Source organism: Pseudomonas silesiensis (assembly GCF_001661075.1).
Classification (GTDB): Bacteria; Pseudomonadota; Gammaproteobacteria; order Pseudomonadales; family Pseudomonadaceae; genus Aquipseudomonas; species Aquipseudomonas silesiensis.
On record NZ_CP014870.1, the window covers coordinates 1,076,762 to 1,095,378 of the forward strand.

Sequence of the window (18,617 nt, forward strand, 5' to 3'; positions counted from 1 at the left end):
AACGCGGCGTATTTGAATCCATCGCGAGCAAGCTCGTTCCTACAAAAGGGCGGACCGTTGTTGATTCAGATACTCAAGCGCGACAGTTTGATTTCGGATTCCTGATTGACCGTCAGCTGTTCGACGATCGCATCCTGCAACCGGCTGCACAGCAAGGGGTCGGACAACGGATGGTTGTTCGCATCGGTGATGAAGAACACGTCTTCCACGCGCTCACCCAGTGTGGCGATCTTGGCGTTCTGCAGCGACAGGTCGAATTCCAGGAAGATCGTGCCGATCCGCGCGAGCAAGCCCGGGCGATCCGGGGCGCTGAGCTCCAGTACGGTGACCGGGCGCTGGGCGTCGTTGTGGATCGTCACCTGCGGCGCAAACGCGAAGTGCTTGAGCTGGCGCGGCACCCGACGCTGAATGATGGTCGGGTAGTCGTCCGGATTGCGCAGGGCTTCGGTCAGGCCATCGCGGATCTGTTTGACCCGCGCCGGATTATCGCCGATCGAGTCGCCGTCGGTGTCGAGCACGATATAGGTGTCGAGGGTGAACTGGCTGCTGGAAGTGATGACCCGGGCGTCGTGGATGTTCAGGTTGAGCTGGTCCATCGCGGCCACGGTCACGGCGAAGAAATCGTGCTGGTCGGGTGCGTAGATGAAGATCTGCGTGCCGCCCTCGAACTCGCGCTGGGTGGTTTCCTTGATCAGCACCAGTGGCCCGCCGTCGGCCGGCTGCTGGAGGATCGCATCACTGTGCCAGGCCACATCGCCGGCGGTGTGACGCAGGAAGTAGTCGTCGCCCAGTTGCGACCAGAGTTGTTCCACGTCGTCCGGGTCGGTGCCGCCGCGCACCAGGATGTCCAGGGCGGCGCTTTGGGTCTGGCGGATCTGTTCTTCGCGGTCCACCGGGTTTTCCAGGCCGCGGCGCAAGGCGCGCTTGGTCTCGGTATAGAGCTGGCGCAACAGGCTGGCGCGCCAGGAGTTCCATAGCGTCGGATTGGTGGCGTTGATGTCGGCGACGGTCAGTACGTACAGATAATCGAGGTGGGTTTCGTCGCCGACGGTCTGCGCGAAATCGTGAATCACCTGCGGGTCGGACAAGTCCTTGCGCTGGGCAGTGGTCGACATCAGCAAATGGTTCTGCACCAGCCAGACGATCAGGCGGCTGTCCCACACCGGCAACTGGTGGCGCTGGCAAAAGGCTTCGGCATCCACCGCGCCGATTTCCGAATGATCACCATGCCGGCCCTTGCCGATGTCGTGGTACAGCCCCGCCAGATAGATCAGCTCCGGCTTGGGCAGCTTGCCCATGAGTTTGCTGGCCAGCGGGAATTTTTCCGACACCTGGGTGTACTGCAACTTACGCAGGTGCTTGATCAGGTTCAGGGTGTGAGCGTCGACCGTATAGATGTGAAACAGGTCGTGCTGCATCTGCCCGACAATGAAGCCGAACTCCGGCAAGTACCGCCCTAGGATGCCGTAACGGTTCATCCGGCGCAGGTTGCGATGGATGCCGATCTTGCACTTGAACAGCTCGATGAACAGGCTGGTGTTGCGAATATCGTTGCGGAAGTCGTCGTCGATCAGGTGCCGGCACTCGCGCAGCAGGCGAATGGTGTCGGCGCGCACACCTTTTATTTCCGGCTGTTGTGCCATCAGCACGAAGATTTCGAGCATGGCGAACGGCGTACGGCGGAACACGTTGTCGTTACGTGCTTCGATGTAGCCATCATGCAACTGGAAGCGCGAGTTGATCGGCTGCGGCGGCGCTTCGTCTTCCGGGGCGAGGATGACTTCTTCGAAGTGCTGGATGATCAGGTCGCTGAGCTGGGCAATGCTCATCACCACCCGATAATACTGTTGCATGAAGTTTTCAATGGCTTGCTTGGCGTCATCGCCTTTGAAACCCAGCAGCCCGGCAATGGAGCGCTGGTGATCGAACAGCAAGCGGTCTTCGCTGCGGCCGGCGAGCATGTGCAACGCATAACGCACCTTCCACAGAAATTCCTGGGAGGAGGCCAGCAGGGCATTTTCGCTCTCGACCAGGAACCCTTCCCCGGCCAGCGCCCGCAGGTTCAGGGTGCCGTACTCGCGGCGGGCCATCCAGAGAATCGTCTGGATATCCCGCAGTCCACCGGGGGACCCTTTGACGTTGGGTTCCAGGTTGTACTCGGTGTCGTTGTACTTGTGATGCCGGGCCTTCTGCTCGGCGCGCTTGGCCAGGAAGAAGTCCTTGCTCGGCCACATGTGCGCGGTGCTGGTGACGTCCAGCATGCGCTGGCGCAGGCGCTCTGGGCCGCAAATGGTACGGCTTTCCATCAGGTTGGTGACGACCGTAAGGTCGGCGCGGGCCTCGACGGCACATTCGTCCACCGAGCGAACGCTCTGGCCGACTTCCAGGCCGATGTCCCACAGCAGCGTCAGAAAACGCTCGATGGAATCACGAAAAATTTCATGATCGGCGCTGTCGAGCAGGATCAGCAGATCGATATCGGAAAAGGGGTGCAGCTCACCACGACCGTAGCCACCGACCGCGACCAGGGCGATGTCGGCGTCTTCGCTCCAGTCGAACTGCTCCCAGGCCTTTTGCAGGATGTTATCGACGAACCAGGCGCGATCCTCGATCAGCCGGCGGATCTCGCGGCCGTCGCGAAAGCGCCCGTCGAGCACCTCGCGGGCCTGGCGGATCGCCTTCTTGAAGGCCGCGATCGGGCTGGCCTTCAGGGCCAGTTCCGCCTGGAACTGGCCTCGGTCGAAGAGTTCTGGGTCCACCTGCGGCATCGATTGGCTTTCCTGTCTATAAAAAGGCTGGGAGCTGCGCGGCCCGGATCAGGCCGAAACGCGTGGGATGGTGTCGTCGGCGCGCAAGGTGAAGATCTCGTAACCGGTTTCGGTCACCACCAGGGTGTGTTCCCACTGTGCCGAAAGCTTGCGGTCCTTGGTGATCGCGGTCCAGCCGTCGCCCAGCACCTTGGTGTCGGCCTTGCCCTGGTTGATCATCGGCTCGATGGTGAAGGTCATGCCGGCCTTGAGTTCCATGCCGGTGCCGGCACGACCGTAGTGCAGGATCTGCGGTTCTTCATGGAAGACCTTGCCGATGCCGTGACCGCAGAACTCGCGAACCACCGAGAAACCGTTCTTTTCCGCGTGTTTCTGGATGATTTCACCGATGTCGCCCAGGCGGCAGCCGGGTTTGACGATTTCGATGGCTTTGTACATGCATTCCTGGGTGACTTGCGACAGACGCTCGGCCCAGACCGGCACGGTGCCGACGTGGAACATGCGACTGGTGTCGCCGTGGTAGCCGTCCTTGATCACGGTGACGTCGATGTTCAGGGTGTCGCCATCCTTCAACGGCTTCTCGTTCGGAATGCCATGGCAGACCACGTGGTTGATCGAGGTGCAGATCGACTTCGGGTAGCCCTTGTAATTGAGCGGGGCAGGGATGGCCTGCTGCTCATTGACGATGTAGTCGTGGCAGATGCGGTCCAGCTCTTCGGTCGTGACGCCCGGTTTGACATATTCGGCAATCATTTCCAGCACGTCGGCGGCCAGTTTGCCGGCGACACGCATTTTCGCGATGTCCTCCGGGGTTTTCAGGGTGACGGTCATACAGGCTCTCTCTGCGCTCGATGGCGCTTGCTAAAACAAAATGGGCGTTGCGCGATCGAATCTCGCGGCCCCGAAAAACCCGATTCTATCAGACGAACAGGGCAAATCTGCGCCTCTGTGCGTCGCTTCTCTCTATAGAAGGGTGCATTGCCGGCGAAATTCCAGAGCCCGCAATAAAAGGCCTGGCCGGGATTTCAGAATCCGGGTTCCGTTTTTTTGCACCTTGTGGTATAAAATGCGCCGCTTTCCGGGGATCCCCTGAAAAGCCTAAATCCACACACGTGTCGACACGATGACCTGGGTGCCGCAAGCGAAATGCTGGTGGTTGGTCATTGGGATACGTGGAGGCCAAACCCGACTTATTAAGGAACTATCATGTCCCAAGTCAACATGCGCGATATGCTGAAGGCCGGTGTGCACTTCGGTCACCAGACCCGTTACTGGAACCCGAAAATGGGCAAGTACATTTTCGGCGCGCGTAACAAGATCCACATTATCAACCTTGAAAAAACCCTGCCAATGTTCAACGAAGCTCTGACTTTCGTAGAGCGTCTGGCCCAGGGCAAAAACAAGATCCTGTTCGTCGGCACCAAGCGTTCCGCTGGCAAGATCGTTGCTGAAGAAGCAGCACGTTGCGGTTCGCCGTACGTCGATCACCGCTGGTTGGGCGGCATGCTGACCAACTTCAAAACCATCCGTGCTTCCATCAAGCGTCTGCGTGACCTTGAAGTGCAAGCCGAAGACGGTACTTTCGCCAAGCTGACCAAGAAAGAAGCGCTGATGCGCACTCGCGATCTTGAGAAGCTCGATCGTTCCCTGGGTGGTATCAAGGACATGGGCGGTCTGCCAGACGCTCTGTTCGTTATCGACGTTGATCACGAGCGCATCGCGATCACCGAAGCCAACAAGCTGGGCATCCCTGTTATCGGCGTAGTCGATACCAACAGCAGCCCGGAAGGCGTTGACTACATCATCCCAGGCAACGATGACGCAATCCGCGCTATCCAGCTGTACATGGGTTCGATGGCTGACGCAGTCATCCGTGGTCGCAACCACGTTGCTGGCGGTACCGAGCAGTTCGTTGAAGAAGCTCCGGCAGCTGCAGCTGAGTAATTGACGCCCCTGGCGTTGACTCAGTAAGCAAAAAGGGGGCTTGGCCCCCTTTTTGCCACCTCGAAAACCGTTTGTCGGCCCCGCGCTTGCAGAGCTGTAACGTGCAGCGGCTTACAACGGTGGTTCGGGAAGAATTGATCGCCCGTTCGATCGGGTGGAATGGTTGAAAACCTATCCAAGAGGATTTTGAAATGGCAGAGATTACTGCAGCGTTGGTCAAAGAACTGCGTGAGCGTACCGGCGAAGGCATGATGGATTGCAAAAAGGCCTTGACCAAGGCCGGCGGCGACATCGAAAAAGCCATTGATGACATGCGTGCTTCGGGCGCCATCAAGGCTGCCAAAAAAGCTGGCAACGTTGCCGCTGAAGGCGCGATCGCTCTTAAAGAAGACGGTAAATCCGCCGTTCTGCTGGAAGTGAACTCGCAGACCGACTTCCTGGCTCTGCAGGACGACTTCAAGGCATTTGTTGCTGCAAGCGTTGAAAAAGCGTTCGCCGACAAGCTGACTGACGTCGCTCCGCTGATCGAAGCTCAAGAAGCCGATCGCCTGGTTCTGGTCGGCAAGGTTGGCGAAAACGTCAACATCCGTCGCCTGGCACTCGTTGAAGGTGATGTTGTTGGTGGTTACCTGCACGGCAACAAGATCGGTGTTGCGGTTGTCCTGAAGGGCGGCAGCGTTGAGCTGGCCAAAGACATCGCCATGCACGTAGCGGCGACCAACCCTGAATTCCTGCTGCCATCGGAAGTTTCCGCTGAAGCGGTCGAGCGTGAGAAGGGCGTGTTCCTGACCCTCAACGCTGACAAGATCGCCGGCAAGCCGGAAAACATCGTTGAAAACATGGTCAAGGGCCGCATCAGCAAGTTCCTGGCTGAAGCGAGCCTGGTTGAGCAGGCGTTCGTCAAGAACCCTGAAATCAAGGTCGGCGAACTGGCCAAGAAAGCCGGTGCAGAAATCGTTTCCTTCACCTACTTCAAAGTAGGCGAAGGCATCGAGAAGCCGGTCGACAACTTCGCTGAAGAAGTTGCTGCCCAGCTGGCTGCCGCCAAGCAATAAGACAGTTTTCAACTGTCGCCCTGAAGAGGCTGCCCGCTCACGCGCGCAGCCTCTTTTCAGATGGGGTACCAAATTTTTATTGGTTTCCCTTTGGAACTGGCTTACAAAGCCATGTTCCGATGGCGCTGAAGCAGCGCCAAGCAAGAGTGAACAGCCAGCTGTAAACAGCTCGCAAAGAATTTTTTAAAATACGCCGCAGGAGAGATTCGCAATGGCTCAGCAGGGCAGTGGTCATCAGGCTCGCTATAAACGCATTCTACTCAAGCTTAGCGGCGAGGCCTTGATGGGCTCGGAAGAGTTCGGGATCGATCCGAAAGTCCTGGATCGCATGGCGCTGGAAGTCGGCCAACTGGTCGGCATCGGTGTTCAGGTCGGTCTGGTCATCGGTGGTGGTAACCTGTTTCGCGGTGCGGCGCTGAGCGCGGCCGGCATGGATCGGGTCACTGGTGACCACATGGGCATGCTGGCGACTGTGATGAACGCGCTGGCCATGCGTGATGCGCTGGAGCGTGCCAATATCTCGGCCATCGTGATGTCGGCCATTTCCATGGTCGGTGTGACCGATCACTATGATCGCCGCAAAGCCATGCGCCACCTGAACGCCAAGGAAGTTGTGATTTTCGCGGCGGGTACGGGTAACCCGTTCTTCACCACGGATTCGGCAGCCTGCCTGCGCGCAATCGAAATCGATGCCGATGTGGTACTCAAGGCGACCAAGGTCGATGGCGTCTACACCGCGGATCCATTCAAGGACCCGCATGCCGAGAAGTTCGATCATCTGACTTACGATGAAGTGCTGGATCGCAAGCTGGGCGTGATGGATCTGACGGCCATTTGCCTGTGCCGCGACCATAAAATGCCGTTGCGCGTATTTAACATGAACAAGCCCGGCGCCCTGCTGAACATCGTGCACGGCGGCGCTGAAGGGACCCTGATCGAGGAAGGCCAACAATGATCAACGAAATCAAGAAAGACGCTCAAGAGCGCATGAAAAAGTCCGTGGAATCGCTGGCGCACAACTTCGGCCGTATTCGTACCGGCCAGGCGCACCCGAGCATTCTTGAAGGCGTGATGGTGCCGTATTACGGTTCCGATACGCCGATCAAGCAGGTGGCGAACATCACCGTCAAGGACGCCCGTACCCTGCAAGTCGTTGCCTTTGAGCGCAACATGCTGGGTGCAGTCGACAAAGCCATCGGCAGCGCCGGCCTGAACCTCAACCCGACCAACCTGGGTGAGTTGCTGCTGATCTCCATGCCGGCCCTGACCGAAGAAACCCGCAAGGGCTTCACCAAGCAGGCGCGCGATGTCGCTGAAGACGCTCGTGTTGCGGTGCGCAACATCCGTCGTGATGCGAATAGCCAGCTCAAGGATCTGGTCAAGGAGAAAGAAATCAGCGAAGACGAAGAGCGCCGCGCCACGGGTGAGATCGATGATCTGACCAAGAAGTACGTGGCTGAAATCGACGCGAATCTGGCGCAGAAAGAAAAAGACCTGATGGCCGTATAAGGGTCGCGTTGTCATGGATAAGATCAAGCAGAGTGCGCCGACTGCGGTGCCGCGCCATGTCGCGATCATCATGGATGGTAACAATCGTTGGGCGAAAAAGCGCTTTATGCCGGGTGTCGCCGGGCATAAAGCGGGTGTGGATGCCGTTCGGGCAGTGATCGAGGTGTGTGCCGAGGCCAAGGTCGAGGTGCTGACACTGTTCGCCTTCTCCAGTGAGAACTGGCAGCGTCCGGCGGACGAGGTCAGCGCCTTGATGGATCTGTTCTTCAGGGCGCTGCGACGTGAAGCCAAGCGCCTGAACGAGAACGACATCAGTTTGCGCATCATTGGCGACCGGTCTCGCTTTCATCCGGAGCTGCAGGCTGCCATGCGCGAGGCCGAGGCCATGACGGCGGGTGGCAATGGCTTGATCCTGCAGATCGCCGCCAACTACGGCGGTCAGTGGGATATCGCGCAAGCCGCGCAGCGTCTGGCGCGGGAAGTTCAGGCCGGGCATCTGCGTCCGGAAGACATCACCCCGCAACTGTTGCAGACCTGTCTGGTCACCGGCGACCAGCCGTTGCCGGACTTGTGCATCCGTACCGGTGGCGAACACCGCATCAGTAACTTCCTGCTGTGGCAACTGGCTTACGCCGAGTTGTACTTTTCCGACCTGTTCTGGCCGGACTTCAAACACGATGCCATGCGCAGCGCGCTGGCCGATTACGCTTCTCGTCAGCGCCGCTTCGGTAAAACGAGCGAGCAGGTCGAGTCTGGAGCCCGGGTTTAATGCTTAAACAACGAATCATCACTGCACTGATCCTGCTACCGATCGCGTTGTGCGGGTTTTTCCTGCTTGAAGGCTTCGGGTTTGCGCTGTTCATCGGGCTGGTCGTGACCCTGGGGGCCTGGGAGTGGGCGCGCCTGGCAGGCTTCACCGAGCAGCCGATCCGCGTCGCCTATGCGGTGGTGGTCGCGTTGATGCTGTTTGTCATGTACATCTTGCCGGGGCTGGCGCCGTGGGTGTTGGGCGCTTCGGTGCTCTGGTGGGGTGTTGCGACCTGGCTGGTACTGACCTACCCGCGCTCCAGCCCGCATTGGGCCAGTGCCGCCTGCAAGCTGGCGATCGGTCTGCTGATTTTGTTGCCGGCCTGGCAAGGGCTGGTTCAGATCAAGCAGCAACCCTTGGGTAACTGGCTGATCATGGCGGTGATGGTGCTGGTGTGGGGCGCCGATATCGGTGCTTACTTTTCCGGCCGCGCTTTCGGCAAGCGCAAGCTGGCCCCCCAGGTCAGTCCCGGCAAAAGCTGGGAAGGCGTGTATGGCGGGTTGGCGGCGAGCCTGGTGATCACGGCAATCGTCGGGATCGTTCGCGACTGGAGTTTCGCGCAGATGCTGATCGCTCTGATCTGCGCCGCAGTGATCGTGTTTATCTCGGTGGTGGGTGACCTCACCGAAAGCATGTTCAAGCGTCAATCCGGGATCAAGGACAGCAGCAACCTGCTGCCGGGTCACGGCGGTGTGCTCGATCGCATAGACAGTCTTACGGCGGCGATTCCAGTGTTTGCCGTGTTGCTGTGGATGGCTGCACCGTGAGCCGCCCACAGCAGATTACCGTGCTGGGGGCGACCGGCTCGATCGGTTTGAGCACGCTCGACGTCATCGCGCGTCACCCTGAGCGTTATCAGGTGTTTGCCTTGAGCGGCTACACCCGCTTGAGTGAGCTGCGGGCGCTGTGTGTGCGTCATGCGCCGCGGTTTGCCGTGGTGCCTGAAGCGAGCGCTGCCCGAGGCTTGCAGGACGACTTGCATGCGGCTGGCTTGTCGACCCGCGTGCTGGTGGGGGAGGAGGGGTTGTGCCACGTGGTGGCCGACCCTGAAGTCGACGCCGTGATGGCAGCTATCGTTGGCGCGGCGGGCTTACGTCCGACCCTGGCGGCGGTCGAGGCCGGCAAGAAAATCCTCCTGGCCAACAAAGAAGCGCTGGTGATGTCCGGTGCACTGTTCATGCAGGCCGTGCGTAAAAGCGGTTCGGTCCTGCTGCCGATCGACAGTGAGCACAACGCGATTTTCCAGTGCATGCCAGGGGATTTTGCCCGTGGCCTTGGGGCTGTCGGCGTGCGTCGGATTTTACTGACCGCCTCGGGCGGTCCGTTCCGGCAGACGCCGATGGCTGAGCTGGTGCATGTGACCCCCGATCAGGCGTGTGCCCATCCGAACTGGTCCATGGGGCGCAAGATTTCGGTGGATTCGGCCAGCATGATGAACAAGGGGCTCGAGTTGATCGAGGCCTGCTGGCTGTTCGATGCGAAGCCGTCCCAGGTCGAGGTGGTGATTCATCCACAGAGCGTGATTCACTCGCTGGTCGATTACATCGATGGTTCGGTGCTGGCCCAACTGGGCAATCCGGACATGCGTACGCCCATCGCCAATGCGCTGGCCTGGCCAGAGCGGATCGACTCGGGCGTACCGCCGCTGGATCTGTTTGCCATCGCGCGCCTGGATTTCCAGGCCCCCGATGAAGATCGTTTTCCGTGCCTGCGCCTTGCGCGCCAGGCGGCCGAAGCGGGTAACAGTGCGCCGGCCATGCTCAATGCGGCAAATGAAGTGGCAGTCGCGGCCTTTCTCGACGGACGGGTTCGTTACCCGGAAATCGCGAGTATCATCGAGGAAGTGTTGAATCTCGAACCGGTGGTTGCGGTGGACGATCTCGACGCGGTGTTCACGGCGGACACCAAGGCCCGTGTGCTGGCCGGGCAATGGTTGAGTCGTCACGGGCGGTAAGTGCTGCAATACGTTGGCCCATGCAGCAACGAACAGGATTGCGGAGAAAGTAGATGAGCGCGCTCTATATGATTGTCGGCACCCTGATAGCCTTGGGTGTGCTGGTCACCTTCCACGAATTCGGCCATTTCTGGGTCGCACGTCGCTGTGGGGTCAAAGTGCTGCGTTTTTCCGTGGGCTTCGGCATGCCACTGCTGCGCTGGCACGACAAGCAAGGCACTGAGTTCGTGGTCGCCGCCATCCCGCTGGGCGGCTATGTGAAGATGCTGGATGAGCGCGAAGGCGAAGTGCCTGCCGATCAGATCGAGCAATCGTTCAATCGCAAATCGGTTCGTCAGCGCATTGCTATCGTCGCGGCCGGTCCGATAGCCAACTTTATTCTGGCGATGTTTTTTTTCTGGGTGGTCGCCATGCTCGGCAGCGAGCAGGTGCGACCTGTCATCGGTGCCGTCGAGTCCGGCAGTATCGCCGCCAAGGCCGGTCTGAGCGCCGGTCAGGAAATCATTTCCATCGATGGCGAGCCTACGTCCGGCTGGGCGGCGGTCAACCTGCAGCTGGTGCGTCGCCTGGGCGAGAGCGGTTCCCTGCAGCTGCTGGTTCGCGAACAGGGCTCCACGGCGGAATCGCCGCGGGAGCTGGCGCTGGACAAATGGCTCAAGGGGGCCGATGAGCCGGACCCGATTCGCTCGCTGGGTATCCGTCCCTGGCGTCCGGCCCTGCCGCCGGTGCTGGCCGAACTCGATCCGAAAGGCCCGGCCCAGGCTGCTGGCCTGAAGACCGGCGATCGATTGCTCGCCCTGGACGGCAAGGCTCTGGATGACTGGCAGCAAGTGGTCGATATCGTCCGCCTGCGCCCCGATAGCAAAATCGTCCTGCGCATCGAGCGCGACGCTGCTCAACTCGACGTCCCGGTGACGCTGGCGGCGCGTGGCGAGAAGAAGGCACCCAGTGGTTACCTGGGGGCCGGGGTAAAAGCAGTCGACTGGCCGCCCGAGATGATTCGCGAGGTCAGTTACGGTCCGGTGGCAGCAATCGGGGAGGGTGCTCGACGCACCTGGACCATGAGTGTGCTGACCCTCGATTCGCTCAAGAAAATGTTGTTCGGCGAGCTCTCGGTAAAAAACTTGAGTGGACCGATAACCATTGCTAAAGTGGCGGGCGCTTCTGCCCAGTCGGGTGTCGCTGATTTCCTGAATTTCCTTGCTTATCTGAGTATTAGCCTGGGGGTTCTGAATTTGTTGCCTATTCCTGTACTGGATGGGGGGCATCTGTTGTTTTATCTGATCGAGTTGGTGCGTGGTCGCCCCTTGTCGGATCGGGTGCAGGGTTGGGGGATACAGATCGGTATCAGTTTGGTGGTCGGGGTAATGTTGCTTGCTCTGGTCAATGATCTGGGTCGACTGTAACGCTTCGCTGAATTGCGAATCTGCCGCGTTTTGCGGCAGTTTGTTTATTGCCAGTTGGAATAAGAAAGGACTTCATGAAACGTCTGCTGCTAACTGCGGTTCTCTCCGTATTGATGATCGCCGAAGTTCACGCCGAGTCCTTCACCATCTCTGATATTCGCGTCAATGGCCTCCAGCGGGTCTCCGCGGGTAGTGTCTTTGGTGCCTTGCCGTTGAACGTCGGTGAAAAGGCGGACGATCGTCGCCTGGTGGAATCCACTCGTGCATTGTTCAAAACCGGTTTCTTCCAGGATATCCAGTTGGGTCGCGACGGCAACGTCCTGGTCATTACTGTAGTCGAGCGTCCCTCGGTTGCCAGTATCGAGATCGAGGGCAACAAGGCGATCTCCACTGAAGACCTGATGAAGGGCCTCAAACAATCCGGTCTGGCCGAAGGCGAGATCTTCCAGCGCGCCACCCTCGAAGGTGTACGTAACGAACTGCAGCGCCAGTATGTCGCCCAGGGTCGCTACTCGGCCTCCGTCGACACCGAAGTGGTGCCGCAGCCGCGTAACCGCGTTGCGCTGAAGGTCAACATCAACGAAGGCACCGTCGCGGCTATCCAGCATATCAACGTGGTGGGCAACACGGTTTTTGCCGACGAAGACCTGATCGACCTGTTCGAACTCAAGACCAGCAACTGGTTGTCGTTCTTCAAGAACGACGACAAGTACGCCCGAGAAAAACTGTCCGGTGACCTGGAACGTCTGCGTTCCTACTACCTGGATCGTGGCTATATCAACATGGATATCGCTTCGACCCAGGTGTCCATCACCCCGGACAAGAAACACGTCTATATCACCGTCAACGTCAACGAAGGCGAGAAGTACACCGTTCGTGACGTCAAGCTGAGCGGCGACCTGAAAGTCCCTGAAGACCAGGTCAAGTCCCTGTTGCTGGTGCAGAAAGGCCAGGTGTTCTCGCGCAAGCTGATGACCACCACGTCGGAACTGATCACCCGCCGCCTGGGTAACGAGGGTTACACCTTCGCCAACGTCAACGGCGTGCCTCAGCCTCACGATGACGACCACACGGTAGACATCACGTTCGCCGTCGATCCGGGCAAGCGTGCCTACGTCAACCGTATCAACTTCCGTGGCAACACCAAGTCCGAAGACGAAGTGCTGCGCCGTGAAATGCGTCAGATGGAAGGCGGCTGGGCTTCGACCTACCTGATCGACCAATCCAAGACCCGTCTTGAGCGCCTGGGCTTCTTCAAGGAAGTCAACGTCGAAACGCCGGCCGTGCCGGGCGTCGATGACCAGGTCGATGTGAACTACAGCGTTGAAGAACAGGCTTCCGGTTCGATTACCGCCAGTGTCGGTTTCGCCCAGAGCGCCGGTCTGATCCTCGGTGGTTCGATCACCCAGAACAACTTCCTGGGTACCGGTAACAAGGTCAGCGTCGGTTTGACCCGCAGTGAATACCAGAGCCGCTATAACTTCGGTTATGTCGACCCGTACTGGACTGCCGATGGCGTGAGCCTGGGTTACAACGCGTTCTATCGCACCACCGACTACGACGACCTCGACGTCGACGTTGCCAGCTACGCCGTGGACAGCCTGGGTGCTGGCGTGAGCGTCGGCTACCCGATCAGCGAAACGTCGCGCCTGACCTTTGGTCTTACTGCGCAACAAGACAAGATCAAGACCGGCGTCTACACCGTTGACGAGATCTTCGACTTCGTTAACAAGGAAGGCGACAACTACCTGAACTTCAAGGCTTCGGCCGGCTGGTCCGAGTCCACCCTGAACAAGGGCGTACTCGCCACCCGTGGCCGTTCCCAGAGCCTGGTGCTGGAAACCACCACGCCTGGCAGCGACCTGTCGTTCTTCAAGCTCGATTACCGTGGCCAGGTGTTCCAGCCATTGAGCGAAAACTACACCATGCGCCTGCACACCGAATTGGGTTATGGCGACGGCTACGGTTCGACCGATGGCTTGCCATTCTATGAAAACTACTATGCTGGTGGTTTCAACTCGGTTCGTGGCTTCAAGGACAGCACCCTGGGTCCGCGCAGTACGCCTAGTCGTGGTACGAACCCGGGTACATTGGCCGATCCAGACCAGGATCCGCTGCCGTTTGGTGGTAACGTCCTGATCCAGGGCGGTGTGGAGCTGCTGTTCCCTCTGCCGTTCGTCAAGGATCAGCGCTCGCTGCGTACGTCGGTATTCTGGGATGTGGGTAACGTCTTCGACTCGAAGTGCGAAGACACCACCAACGCCAACGGTTCGTCGTCCAATACCAAGTGCAACGATATCAGTCTGAGCAACATGGCCAGTTCCGTCGGTGTCGGCGTGACCTGGGTCACCGCACTGGGTCCGCTGAGTTTCGCGTTGGCCATGCCGGTCAAGAAACCTGATGACGCTGAGACTCAAGTGTTCCAATTCTCCCTCGGCCAGACGTTCTAAGCGTCTGACCCAAGATAACGACAATGGATTTTGTAGGAGTGCATCGTGCGTAAGTTGACTCAATTGGTTCTCCTGGCGACCGTACTGGTAGCAGGTCCGGCTTTTGCCGACATGAAAATCGCCGTTCTGAACTATCAGATGGCACTGCTGGAATCCAACGCAGCCAAGAAGTACGCGGTGGATGCAGAGAAAAAATTCGGCCCTCAGCTGACCAAGCTCAAGACGCTGGAAAGCAGTGCCAAAGGCATTCAGGATCGTCTGATGGCGGGCGGCGACAAGATGCAGCAGGGCGAGCGTGAACGCCTGGAACTCGAATTCAAGCAAAAGGCCCGTGATTTCCAGTTCCAGTCCAAGGAGCTGAACGAAGCCAAGGCCGTCGCCGACCGTGAAATGCTGAAGCAGCTCAAGCCGAAACTGGACAGTGCTGTGGAAGAAGTCATCAAGAAAGGTGCTTTTGACCTGGTCTTCGAGCGTGGCGCAGTGATTGATGTCAAGCCTCAGTACGACATCACTCGCCAGGTTATCGAGCGCATGAATCAGCTGAAGTAATCCATGACAGCGACCATAAAACTCGGTCAGCTGGCCGAGTTCCTCGGCGCCACCCTGAGTGGCGACGCGGAGAAGGAAATTACTGGGCTAGCCACTTTGCAAGAGGCTGGCCCAGCTCAGTTGAGCTTTCTGGCAAACCCTCAATACCGCAAATACCTGGCTGACAGCCGGGCCGCAGCGGTGTTGCTGAAGGCCGCCGATGCTGAAGGTTTCGTCGGTGATGCACTGGTGGTGGCCGATCCGTACCTGGCCTATGCCCGTATTTCCCACCTGTTCGATCCCAAGCCTAAAGCGGTAGCCGGGATTCACCCGACGGCGGTCGTGGCGGTGGATGCGGTGGTCGATCCGGCGGCGAGTATCGGGGCCTTTGCCGTGATCGAAAGCGCGGCCCGCATTGCCGCCGGCGTGACCGTAGGCGCCCATTGCTTTGTCGGCGCCCGCAGCGAGATTGGTGAAGGCGGTTGGCTGGCCCCGCGGGTCACGCTGTATCACGACGTGCGCATCGGCAAGCGGGTGGTGATTCAATCCGGCGCCGTGCTCGGGGGTGAAGGCTTCGGGTTTGCCAACGAGAAAGGTGTCTGGCAGAAAATCGCCCAGATCGGCGGCGTGTTGGTCGGCGATGATGTAGAGATCGGCGTGAACACTGCTGTCGATCGCGGTGCATTGGCCGATACTGTCATCGGCAACGGCGTCAAGCTCGACAATCAGATTCAGATCGCCCACAACGTCCAGATCGGTGATCACACCGCCATGGCGGCGTGCGTGGGGATCTCCGGCAGCAGCAAAATCGGCAAGCATTGCATGCTCGCCGGTGGTGTGGGGCTGGTGGGGCATATCGAAATCTGCGACAACGTTTTCATCACCGGGATGACCATGGTGACCCACTCGATTACCGAACCGGGTTCCTATTCTTCCGGTACGGCCATGCAGCCGGCTGCCGAGTGGCGCAAAAGCGCGGCACGCCTGCGTCAGCTCGATGACATCGCGCGGCGGCTGCGACAGCTGGAAAAGCGAGTAGGGGAAGTGACCCCTGACGATAATGCTTCATCAGATGGCTGATACCATTTCCATATCAAGGGTGCACAGCCGCTAGACGGCCTCCTTGATTTGCTAGAGGAATGCGCGTCAGTCGCGCGCTCCCAATCTTTACATAGGCTTCCCCCCGAAATGATGGACATCAACGAGATTCGCGAATACCTGCCTCACCGTTACCCGTTCCTGCTGGTGGACCGGGTCGTGGATCTGGATGTGGAAGGCAAGCGCATTCGCGCCTACAAGAATGTCAGCATCAACGAACCTTTCTTCAACGGTCACTTCCCTGCGCATCCAATCATGCCGGGCGTATTGATCATCGAAGCAATGGCTCAGGCTGCCGGGATCCTTGGCTTCAAAATGCTCGACGTGAAACCTGCCGATGGCACGCTCTATTACTTTGTCGGCTCCGACAAGCTGCGCTTCCGCCAGCCGGTCTTGCCGGGTGATCAGCTGATCCTGGAAGCCAGGTTCCTGAGCTGCAAGCGCCAGATCTGGAAGTTCGAGTGCCAGGCTTCGGTCGATGGCAAGCCAGTCTGCTCCGCTGAAATCATCTGCGCGGAACGCAAACTATGAGTTTGATTGACCCTCGCGCAATCATCGATCCGTTGGCCATCCTGGCCGACGACGTCGAGGTCGGCCCCTGGTCGATCATCGGCGCAGGTGTGGAAATCGGCGAGGGGACAGTGATCGGGCCGCATGTGATTCTCAAAGGTCCGACCCGAATCGGTAAGCACAACCGCATCTACCAGTTTTCTTCGGTAGGCGAGGACACGCCCGATCTGAAATACAAAGGTGAAGAGACTCGCCTGGTTATCGGTGACCACAACGTCATCCGCGAAGGCGTGACCATTCACCGCGGAACGGTCCAGGACCGTTCGGAAACGACCCTGGGTGATCACAACCTGATCATGGCCTATGCCCACATCGGCCACGACAGCGTCATCGGCAACCACTGCATCCTGGTCAACAACACCGCATTGGCGGGCCATGTGCACGTCAAGGACTGGGCGATCCTGTCCGGTTTTACCCTGGTGCATCAGTATTGCCACATCGGCGCCCACAGTTTTTCCGGCATGGGTACCGCCATCGGCAAGGACGTGCCAGCGTACGTCACGGTGTTCGGCAACCCGGCCGAAGCGCGCAGCATGAACTTCGAGGGCATGCGCCGTCGTGGTTTCAGCGAAGACGCCATCCACGCCTTGCGTCGTGCCTACAAGGTGGTTTACCGCCAGGGCCTGACGGTGGAACAGGCGCTCGCCGAACTGACCGAACCTTCGGCGCAGTTTCCGGAAGTCGCGGTATTTCGTGATTCCATCCAGTCTTCGACCCGCGGCATCACGCGTTAATCATGGCTAATCTGCGTATAGCGCTGGTGGCCGGTGAGGCTTCCGGCGACATTCTGGGTGCCGGTCTGATGCGAGCGCTCAAGGCTCGGCATCCGGCGGTTGAGTTTATCGGGGTCGGTGGCCCGTTGATGCAGGCTGAAGGCCTGACCTCGTATTTCCCGATGGAACGTCTTTCCGTGATGGGCCTGGTGGAAGTGCTGGGCCGCTTGCGTGAGTTGCTCAAGCGCCGCAAGAAGCTGATCGCCGACCTCATCGCCGAAAAGCCAGATGTGTTCATCGGCATCGATGCCCCGGACTTCACCCTCAACATCGAACTCAAGCTGCGTCAGGCCGGGATCAAGACCGTGCATTACGTCAGCCCGTCGGTCTGGGCCTGGCGGCAGAAGCGGGTGCTGAAGATCCGCGAAGGTTGCGACCTGATGCTGACGCTGTTCCCGTTCGAGGCGAAATTCTACGAAGAGAAGGGCGTACCGGTACGGTTCGTCGGGCACTCCCTGGCCGATGCGATCCCGCTCGAAGCGGATCGCGCCGCCGCACGTGCCGAACTCGGCCTGCCGGACGGACCGCTGGTCGCACTGATGCCCGGCAGTCGCGGTGGCGAAGTGGGGCGTCTCGGTGCGTTGTTCCTCGATACCGCCCAGCGCCTGCGCGCCCTACGCCCTGGTCTGCGCTTTGTCATGCCTTGCGCCAGCCCCGAGCGGCGCAAGCAGCTCGAGGAATTGCTGGTCGGTCGCGATCTGCCATTGACCTTGCTCGACGGCAAATCCCATCTGGCCCTGGCGGCCTGCGACGCCGTGCTGATTGCCTCCGGAACGGCGACCCTTGAAGCCTTGCTGTACAAGCGGCCGATGGTGGTTGCCTATCGCCTGGCACCGCTGACGTTCTGGATTCTCAAGCGGATGGTGAAAAGCCCGTACGTGTCCTTGCCGAACCTGCTGGCCCAGCGCCTGCTGGTGCCCGAGCTGTTGCAGGACGATGCGACGGTCGAAGCGCTGGCCCAGACCCTGTCGCCGCTGATCGAGGGTGGCGAAGAGCAGACCCGCGGTTTCGATGAAATTCACCGGACCCTTCGTCTGGATGCCTCCAACCAGGCTGCGGATGCAGTGCTGAACCTGATCGGTCACGTACAATGAAAAAAACAAGCATGCAAATGGGGCTGGATTTCAACTTGGTCGCTGAAGTCGAAGAATTGGTTGCCGGCGTCGACGAAGTCGGTCGCGGCCCGCTCTGTGGCGCCGTGGTGACTGCTGCGGTGATCCTCGATCCGAGCCGACCGATTCTGGGGCTGAACGACTCGAAGAAACTGACCGAGGCCCGCCGCGAAAAGCTTTATGACGAAATCTGCGAAAAAGCCCTGAGCTGGTGCATCGCCCGCGCCGAAGTCGAAGAAATCGACCAGTTGAACATCCTTCACGCTACCATGCTGGCCATGCAGCGCGCCGTCGAGGGCCTGCACATCACGCCAAGGCTGGCGATGATCGACGGCAACCGTTGCCCGAAACTGTCGATGCGCGCCGAAGCGGTGATTCAGGGTGACGGCCTGGTACCGGCCATCGCCGCGGCATCGATCCTGGCCAAGGTCAGTCGCGACCGTGAAATGGCTGCTTTCGAATTGGTTTACCCGGGGTATGGCATCGGCGGCCATAAAGGCTATCCGACCCCCGTTCATCTGGAAGCCCTGGCCCGCCTGGGTCCGACGCCCATCCACCGGCGCTCGTTCGCCCCGGTTCGCCTGGCTTACGAGGCGCGGGCACACCTGATCGTGAGTTAGTCGCAAGGCTGATGTTTTTTCC

The 18,617-nt window shown here is 59.4% G+C and carries 17 protein-coding genes; 15 read left to right on the forward strand and 2 right to left on the reverse strand.

The window, feature by feature from the left end:
* Positions 1-65: 65 nt before the first annotated feature.
* Positions 66-2,768 (reverse strand): [protein-PII] uridylyltransferase, encoded by a 2,703-nt coding sequence (locus tag PMA3_RS04815; RefSeq protein WP_064676099.1) that lies wholly within the window; start codon positions 2,766-2,768, stop codon positions 66-68.
* 48 nt (positions 2,769-2,816) lie between these two features.
* Positions 2,817-3,599, reverse strand: a complete 783-nt coding sequence (map, locus tag PMA3_RS04820) for a type I methionyl aminopeptidase (RefSeq protein ID WP_064676100.1) — start codon at positions 3,597-3,599, stop codon at positions 2,817-2,819.
* Positions 3,600-3,974: 375 nt separating this feature from the next.
* Between map and rpsB the strand changes: the two genes are divergently transcribed.
* The 15 genes from rpsB (at position 3,975) to rnhB (ending at position 18,595) form a co-directional block, all read left to right on the forward strand.
* Positions 3,975-4,712: a 30S ribosomal protein S2 gene (gene rpsB / locus PMA3_RS04825; protein ID WP_007907989.1), complete on the forward strand. Its 738-nt coding sequence runs from the start codon at positions 3,975-3,977 to the stop codon at positions 4,710-4,712.
* 191 nt (positions 4,713-4,903) lie between these two features.
* A complete protein-coding gene (tsf, locus tag PMA3_RS04830; protein ID WP_064676101.1) occupies positions 4,904-5,767 on the forward strand; it encodes a translation elongation factor Ts in 864 nt (287 codons plus the stop codon).
* 211 nt (positions 5,768-5,978) lie between these two features.
* Positions 5,979-6,722, forward strand: coding sequence for a UMP kinase (gene pyrH, locus PMA3_RS04835; RefSeq protein ID WP_064676102.1), 744 nt, complete (start codon positions 5,979-5,981; stop codon positions 6,720-6,722).
* The gene (frr, locus tag PMA3_RS04840; protein WP_007907979.1) at positions 6,719-7,276 is read left to right on the forward strand and encodes a ribosome recycling factor; all 558 of its coding nucleotides are present in this window, start codon (positions 6,719-6,721) and stop codon (positions 7,274-7,276) included. Before pyrH ends, frr begins: the two co-directional genes overlap by 4 nt.
* Before the next feature lie 13 nt (positions 7,277-7,289).
* Positions 7,290-8,045 (forward strand): polyprenyl diphosphate synthase, encoded by a 756-nt coding sequence (gene uppS, locus PMA3_RS04845; RefSeq protein ID WP_064676103.1) that lies wholly within the window; start codon positions 7,290-7,292, stop codon positions 8,043-8,045.
* Positions 8,045-8,851, forward strand: coding sequence for a phosphatidate cytidylyltransferase (locus tag PMA3_RS04850; protein WP_064676104.1), 807 nt, complete (start codon positions 8,045-8,047; stop codon positions 8,849-8,851). Before uppS ends, PMA3_RS04850 begins: the two co-directional genes overlap by 1 nt.
* Positions 8,848-10,038, forward strand: coding sequence for a 1-deoxy-D-xylulose-5-phosphate reductoisomerase (gene ispC / locus PMA3_RS04855; RefSeq protein WP_064676105.1), 1,191 nt, complete (start codon positions 8,848-8,850; stop codon positions 10,036-10,038). The genes PMA3_RS04850 and ispC overlap by 4 nt, the downstream gene beginning before the upstream one ends.
* 53 nt (positions 10,039-10,091) lie before the next feature.
* Positions 10,092-11,444, forward strand: coding sequence for a sigma E protease regulator RseP (gene rseP, locus PMA3_RS04860; RefSeq protein WP_064676106.1), 1,353 nt, complete (start codon positions 10,092-10,094; stop codon positions 11,442-11,444).
* A gap of 74 nt (positions 11,445-11,518) precedes the next feature.
* A complete protein-coding gene (bamA, locus tag PMA3_RS04865; protein WP_064676107.1) occupies positions 11,519-13,894 on the forward strand; it encodes an outer membrane protein assembly factor BamA in 2,376 nt (791 codons plus the stop codon).
* A 45-nt stretch (positions 13,895-13,939) separates the two neighbouring features.
* Positions 13,940-14,443 (forward strand): OmpH/Skp family outer membrane protein, encoded by a 504-nt coding sequence (locus tag PMA3_RS04870; protein ID WP_064676108.1) that lies wholly within the window; start codon positions 13,940-13,942, stop codon positions 14,441-14,443.
* A gap of 3 nt (positions 14,444-14,446) precedes the next feature.
* Positions 14,447-15,502 (forward strand): UDP-3-O-(3-hydroxymyristoyl)glucosamine N-acyltransferase, encoded by a 1,056-nt coding sequence (gene lpxD, locus PMA3_RS04875; RefSeq protein ID WP_064676109.1) that lies wholly within the window; start codon positions 14,447-14,449, stop codon positions 15,500-15,502.
* Positions 15,503-15,610: 108 nt separating this feature from the next.
* Positions 15,611-16,051 carry a 3-hydroxyacyl-ACP dehydratase FabZ gene (fabZ, locus tag PMA3_RS04880; protein WP_064676110.1) on the forward strand — a complete coding sequence of 147 codons (441 nt, stop codon included), beginning with the start codon at positions 15,611-15,613 and terminating at the stop codon, positions 16,049-16,051.
* A complete protein-coding gene (gene lpxA / locus PMA3_RS04885; RefSeq protein ID WP_064676111.1) occupies positions 16,048-16,824 on the forward strand; it encodes an acyl-ACP--UDP-N-acetylglucosamine O-acyltransferase in 777 nt (258 codons plus the stop codon). The genes fabZ and lpxA overlap by 4 nt, the downstream gene beginning before the upstream one ends.
* Positions 16,825-16,826: 2 nt before the next feature.
* Positions 16,827-17,957 (forward strand): lipid-A-disaccharide synthase, encoded by a 1,131-nt coding sequence (gene lpxB, locus PMA3_RS04890; protein ID WP_064676112.1) that lies wholly within the window; start codon positions 16,827-16,829, stop codon positions 17,955-17,957.
* Positions 17,958-17,968: 11 nt separating this feature from the next.
* The gene (gene rnhB, locus PMA3_RS04895; RefSeq protein WP_064676113.1) at positions 17,969-18,595 is read left to right on the forward strand and encodes a ribonuclease HII; all 627 of its coding nucleotides are present in this window, start codon (positions 17,969-17,971) and stop codon (positions 18,593-18,595) included.
* Positions 18,596-18,617 lie beyond the last annotated feature (22 nt).

Coding starts and splice junctions, on each gene's coding strand:
- PMA3_RS04815 (WP_064676099.1), bottom strand. CDS start 2,768: ATGCCGCAGGTGGACCCAGAACTCTTCGACCGAGGCCAGTTCCAGGCG.
- map (WP_064676100.1), bottom strand. CDS start 3,599: ATGACCGTCACCCTGAAAACCCCGGAGGACATCGCGAAAATGCGTGTC.
- rpsB (WP_007907989.1), top strand. CDS start 3,975: ATGTCCCAAGTCAACATGCGCGATATGCTGAAGGCCGGTGTGCACTTC.
- tsf (WP_064676101.1), top strand. CDS start 4,904: ATGGCAGAGATTACTGCAGCGTTGGTCAAAGAACTGCGTGAGCGTACC.
- pyrH (WP_064676102.1), top strand. CDS start 5,979: ATGGCTCAGCAGGGCAGTGGTCATCAGGCTCGCTATAAACGCATTCTA.
- frr (WP_007907979.1), top strand. CDS start 6,719: ATGATCAACGAAATCAAGAAAGACGCTCAAGAGCGCATGAAAAAGTCC.
- uppS (WP_064676103.1), top strand. CDS start 7,290: ATGGATAAGATCAAGCAGAGTGCGCCGACTGCGGTGCCGCGCCATGTC.
- PMA3_RS04850 (WP_064676104.1), top strand. CDS start 8,045: ATGCTTAAACAACGAATCATCACTGCACTGATCCTGCTACCGATCGCG.
- rseP (WP_064676106.1), top strand. CDS start 10,092: ATGAGCGCGCTCTATATGATTGTCGGCACCCTGATAGCCTTGGGTGTG.
- bamA (WP_064676107.1), top strand. CDS start 11,519: ATGAAACGTCTGCTGCTAACTGCGGTTCTCTCCGTATTGATGATCGCC.
- lpxD (WP_064676109.1), top strand. CDS start 14,447: ATGACAGCGACCATAAAACTCGGTCAGCTGGCCGAGTTCCTCGGCGCC.
- fabZ (WP_064676110.1), top strand. CDS start 15,611: ATGATGGACATCAACGAGATTCGCGAATACCTGCCTCACCGTTACCCG.
- lpxA (WP_064676111.1), top strand. CDS start 16,048: ATGAGTTTGATTGACCCTCGCGCAATCATCGATCCGTTGGCCATCCTG.
- lpxB (WP_064676112.1), top strand. CDS start 16,827: ATGGCTAATCTGCGTATAGCGCTGGTGGCCGGTGAGGCTTCCGGCGAC.
- rnhB (WP_064676113.1), top strand. CDS start 17,969: ATGCAAATGGGGCTGGATTTCAACTTGGTCGCTGAAGTCGAAGAATTG.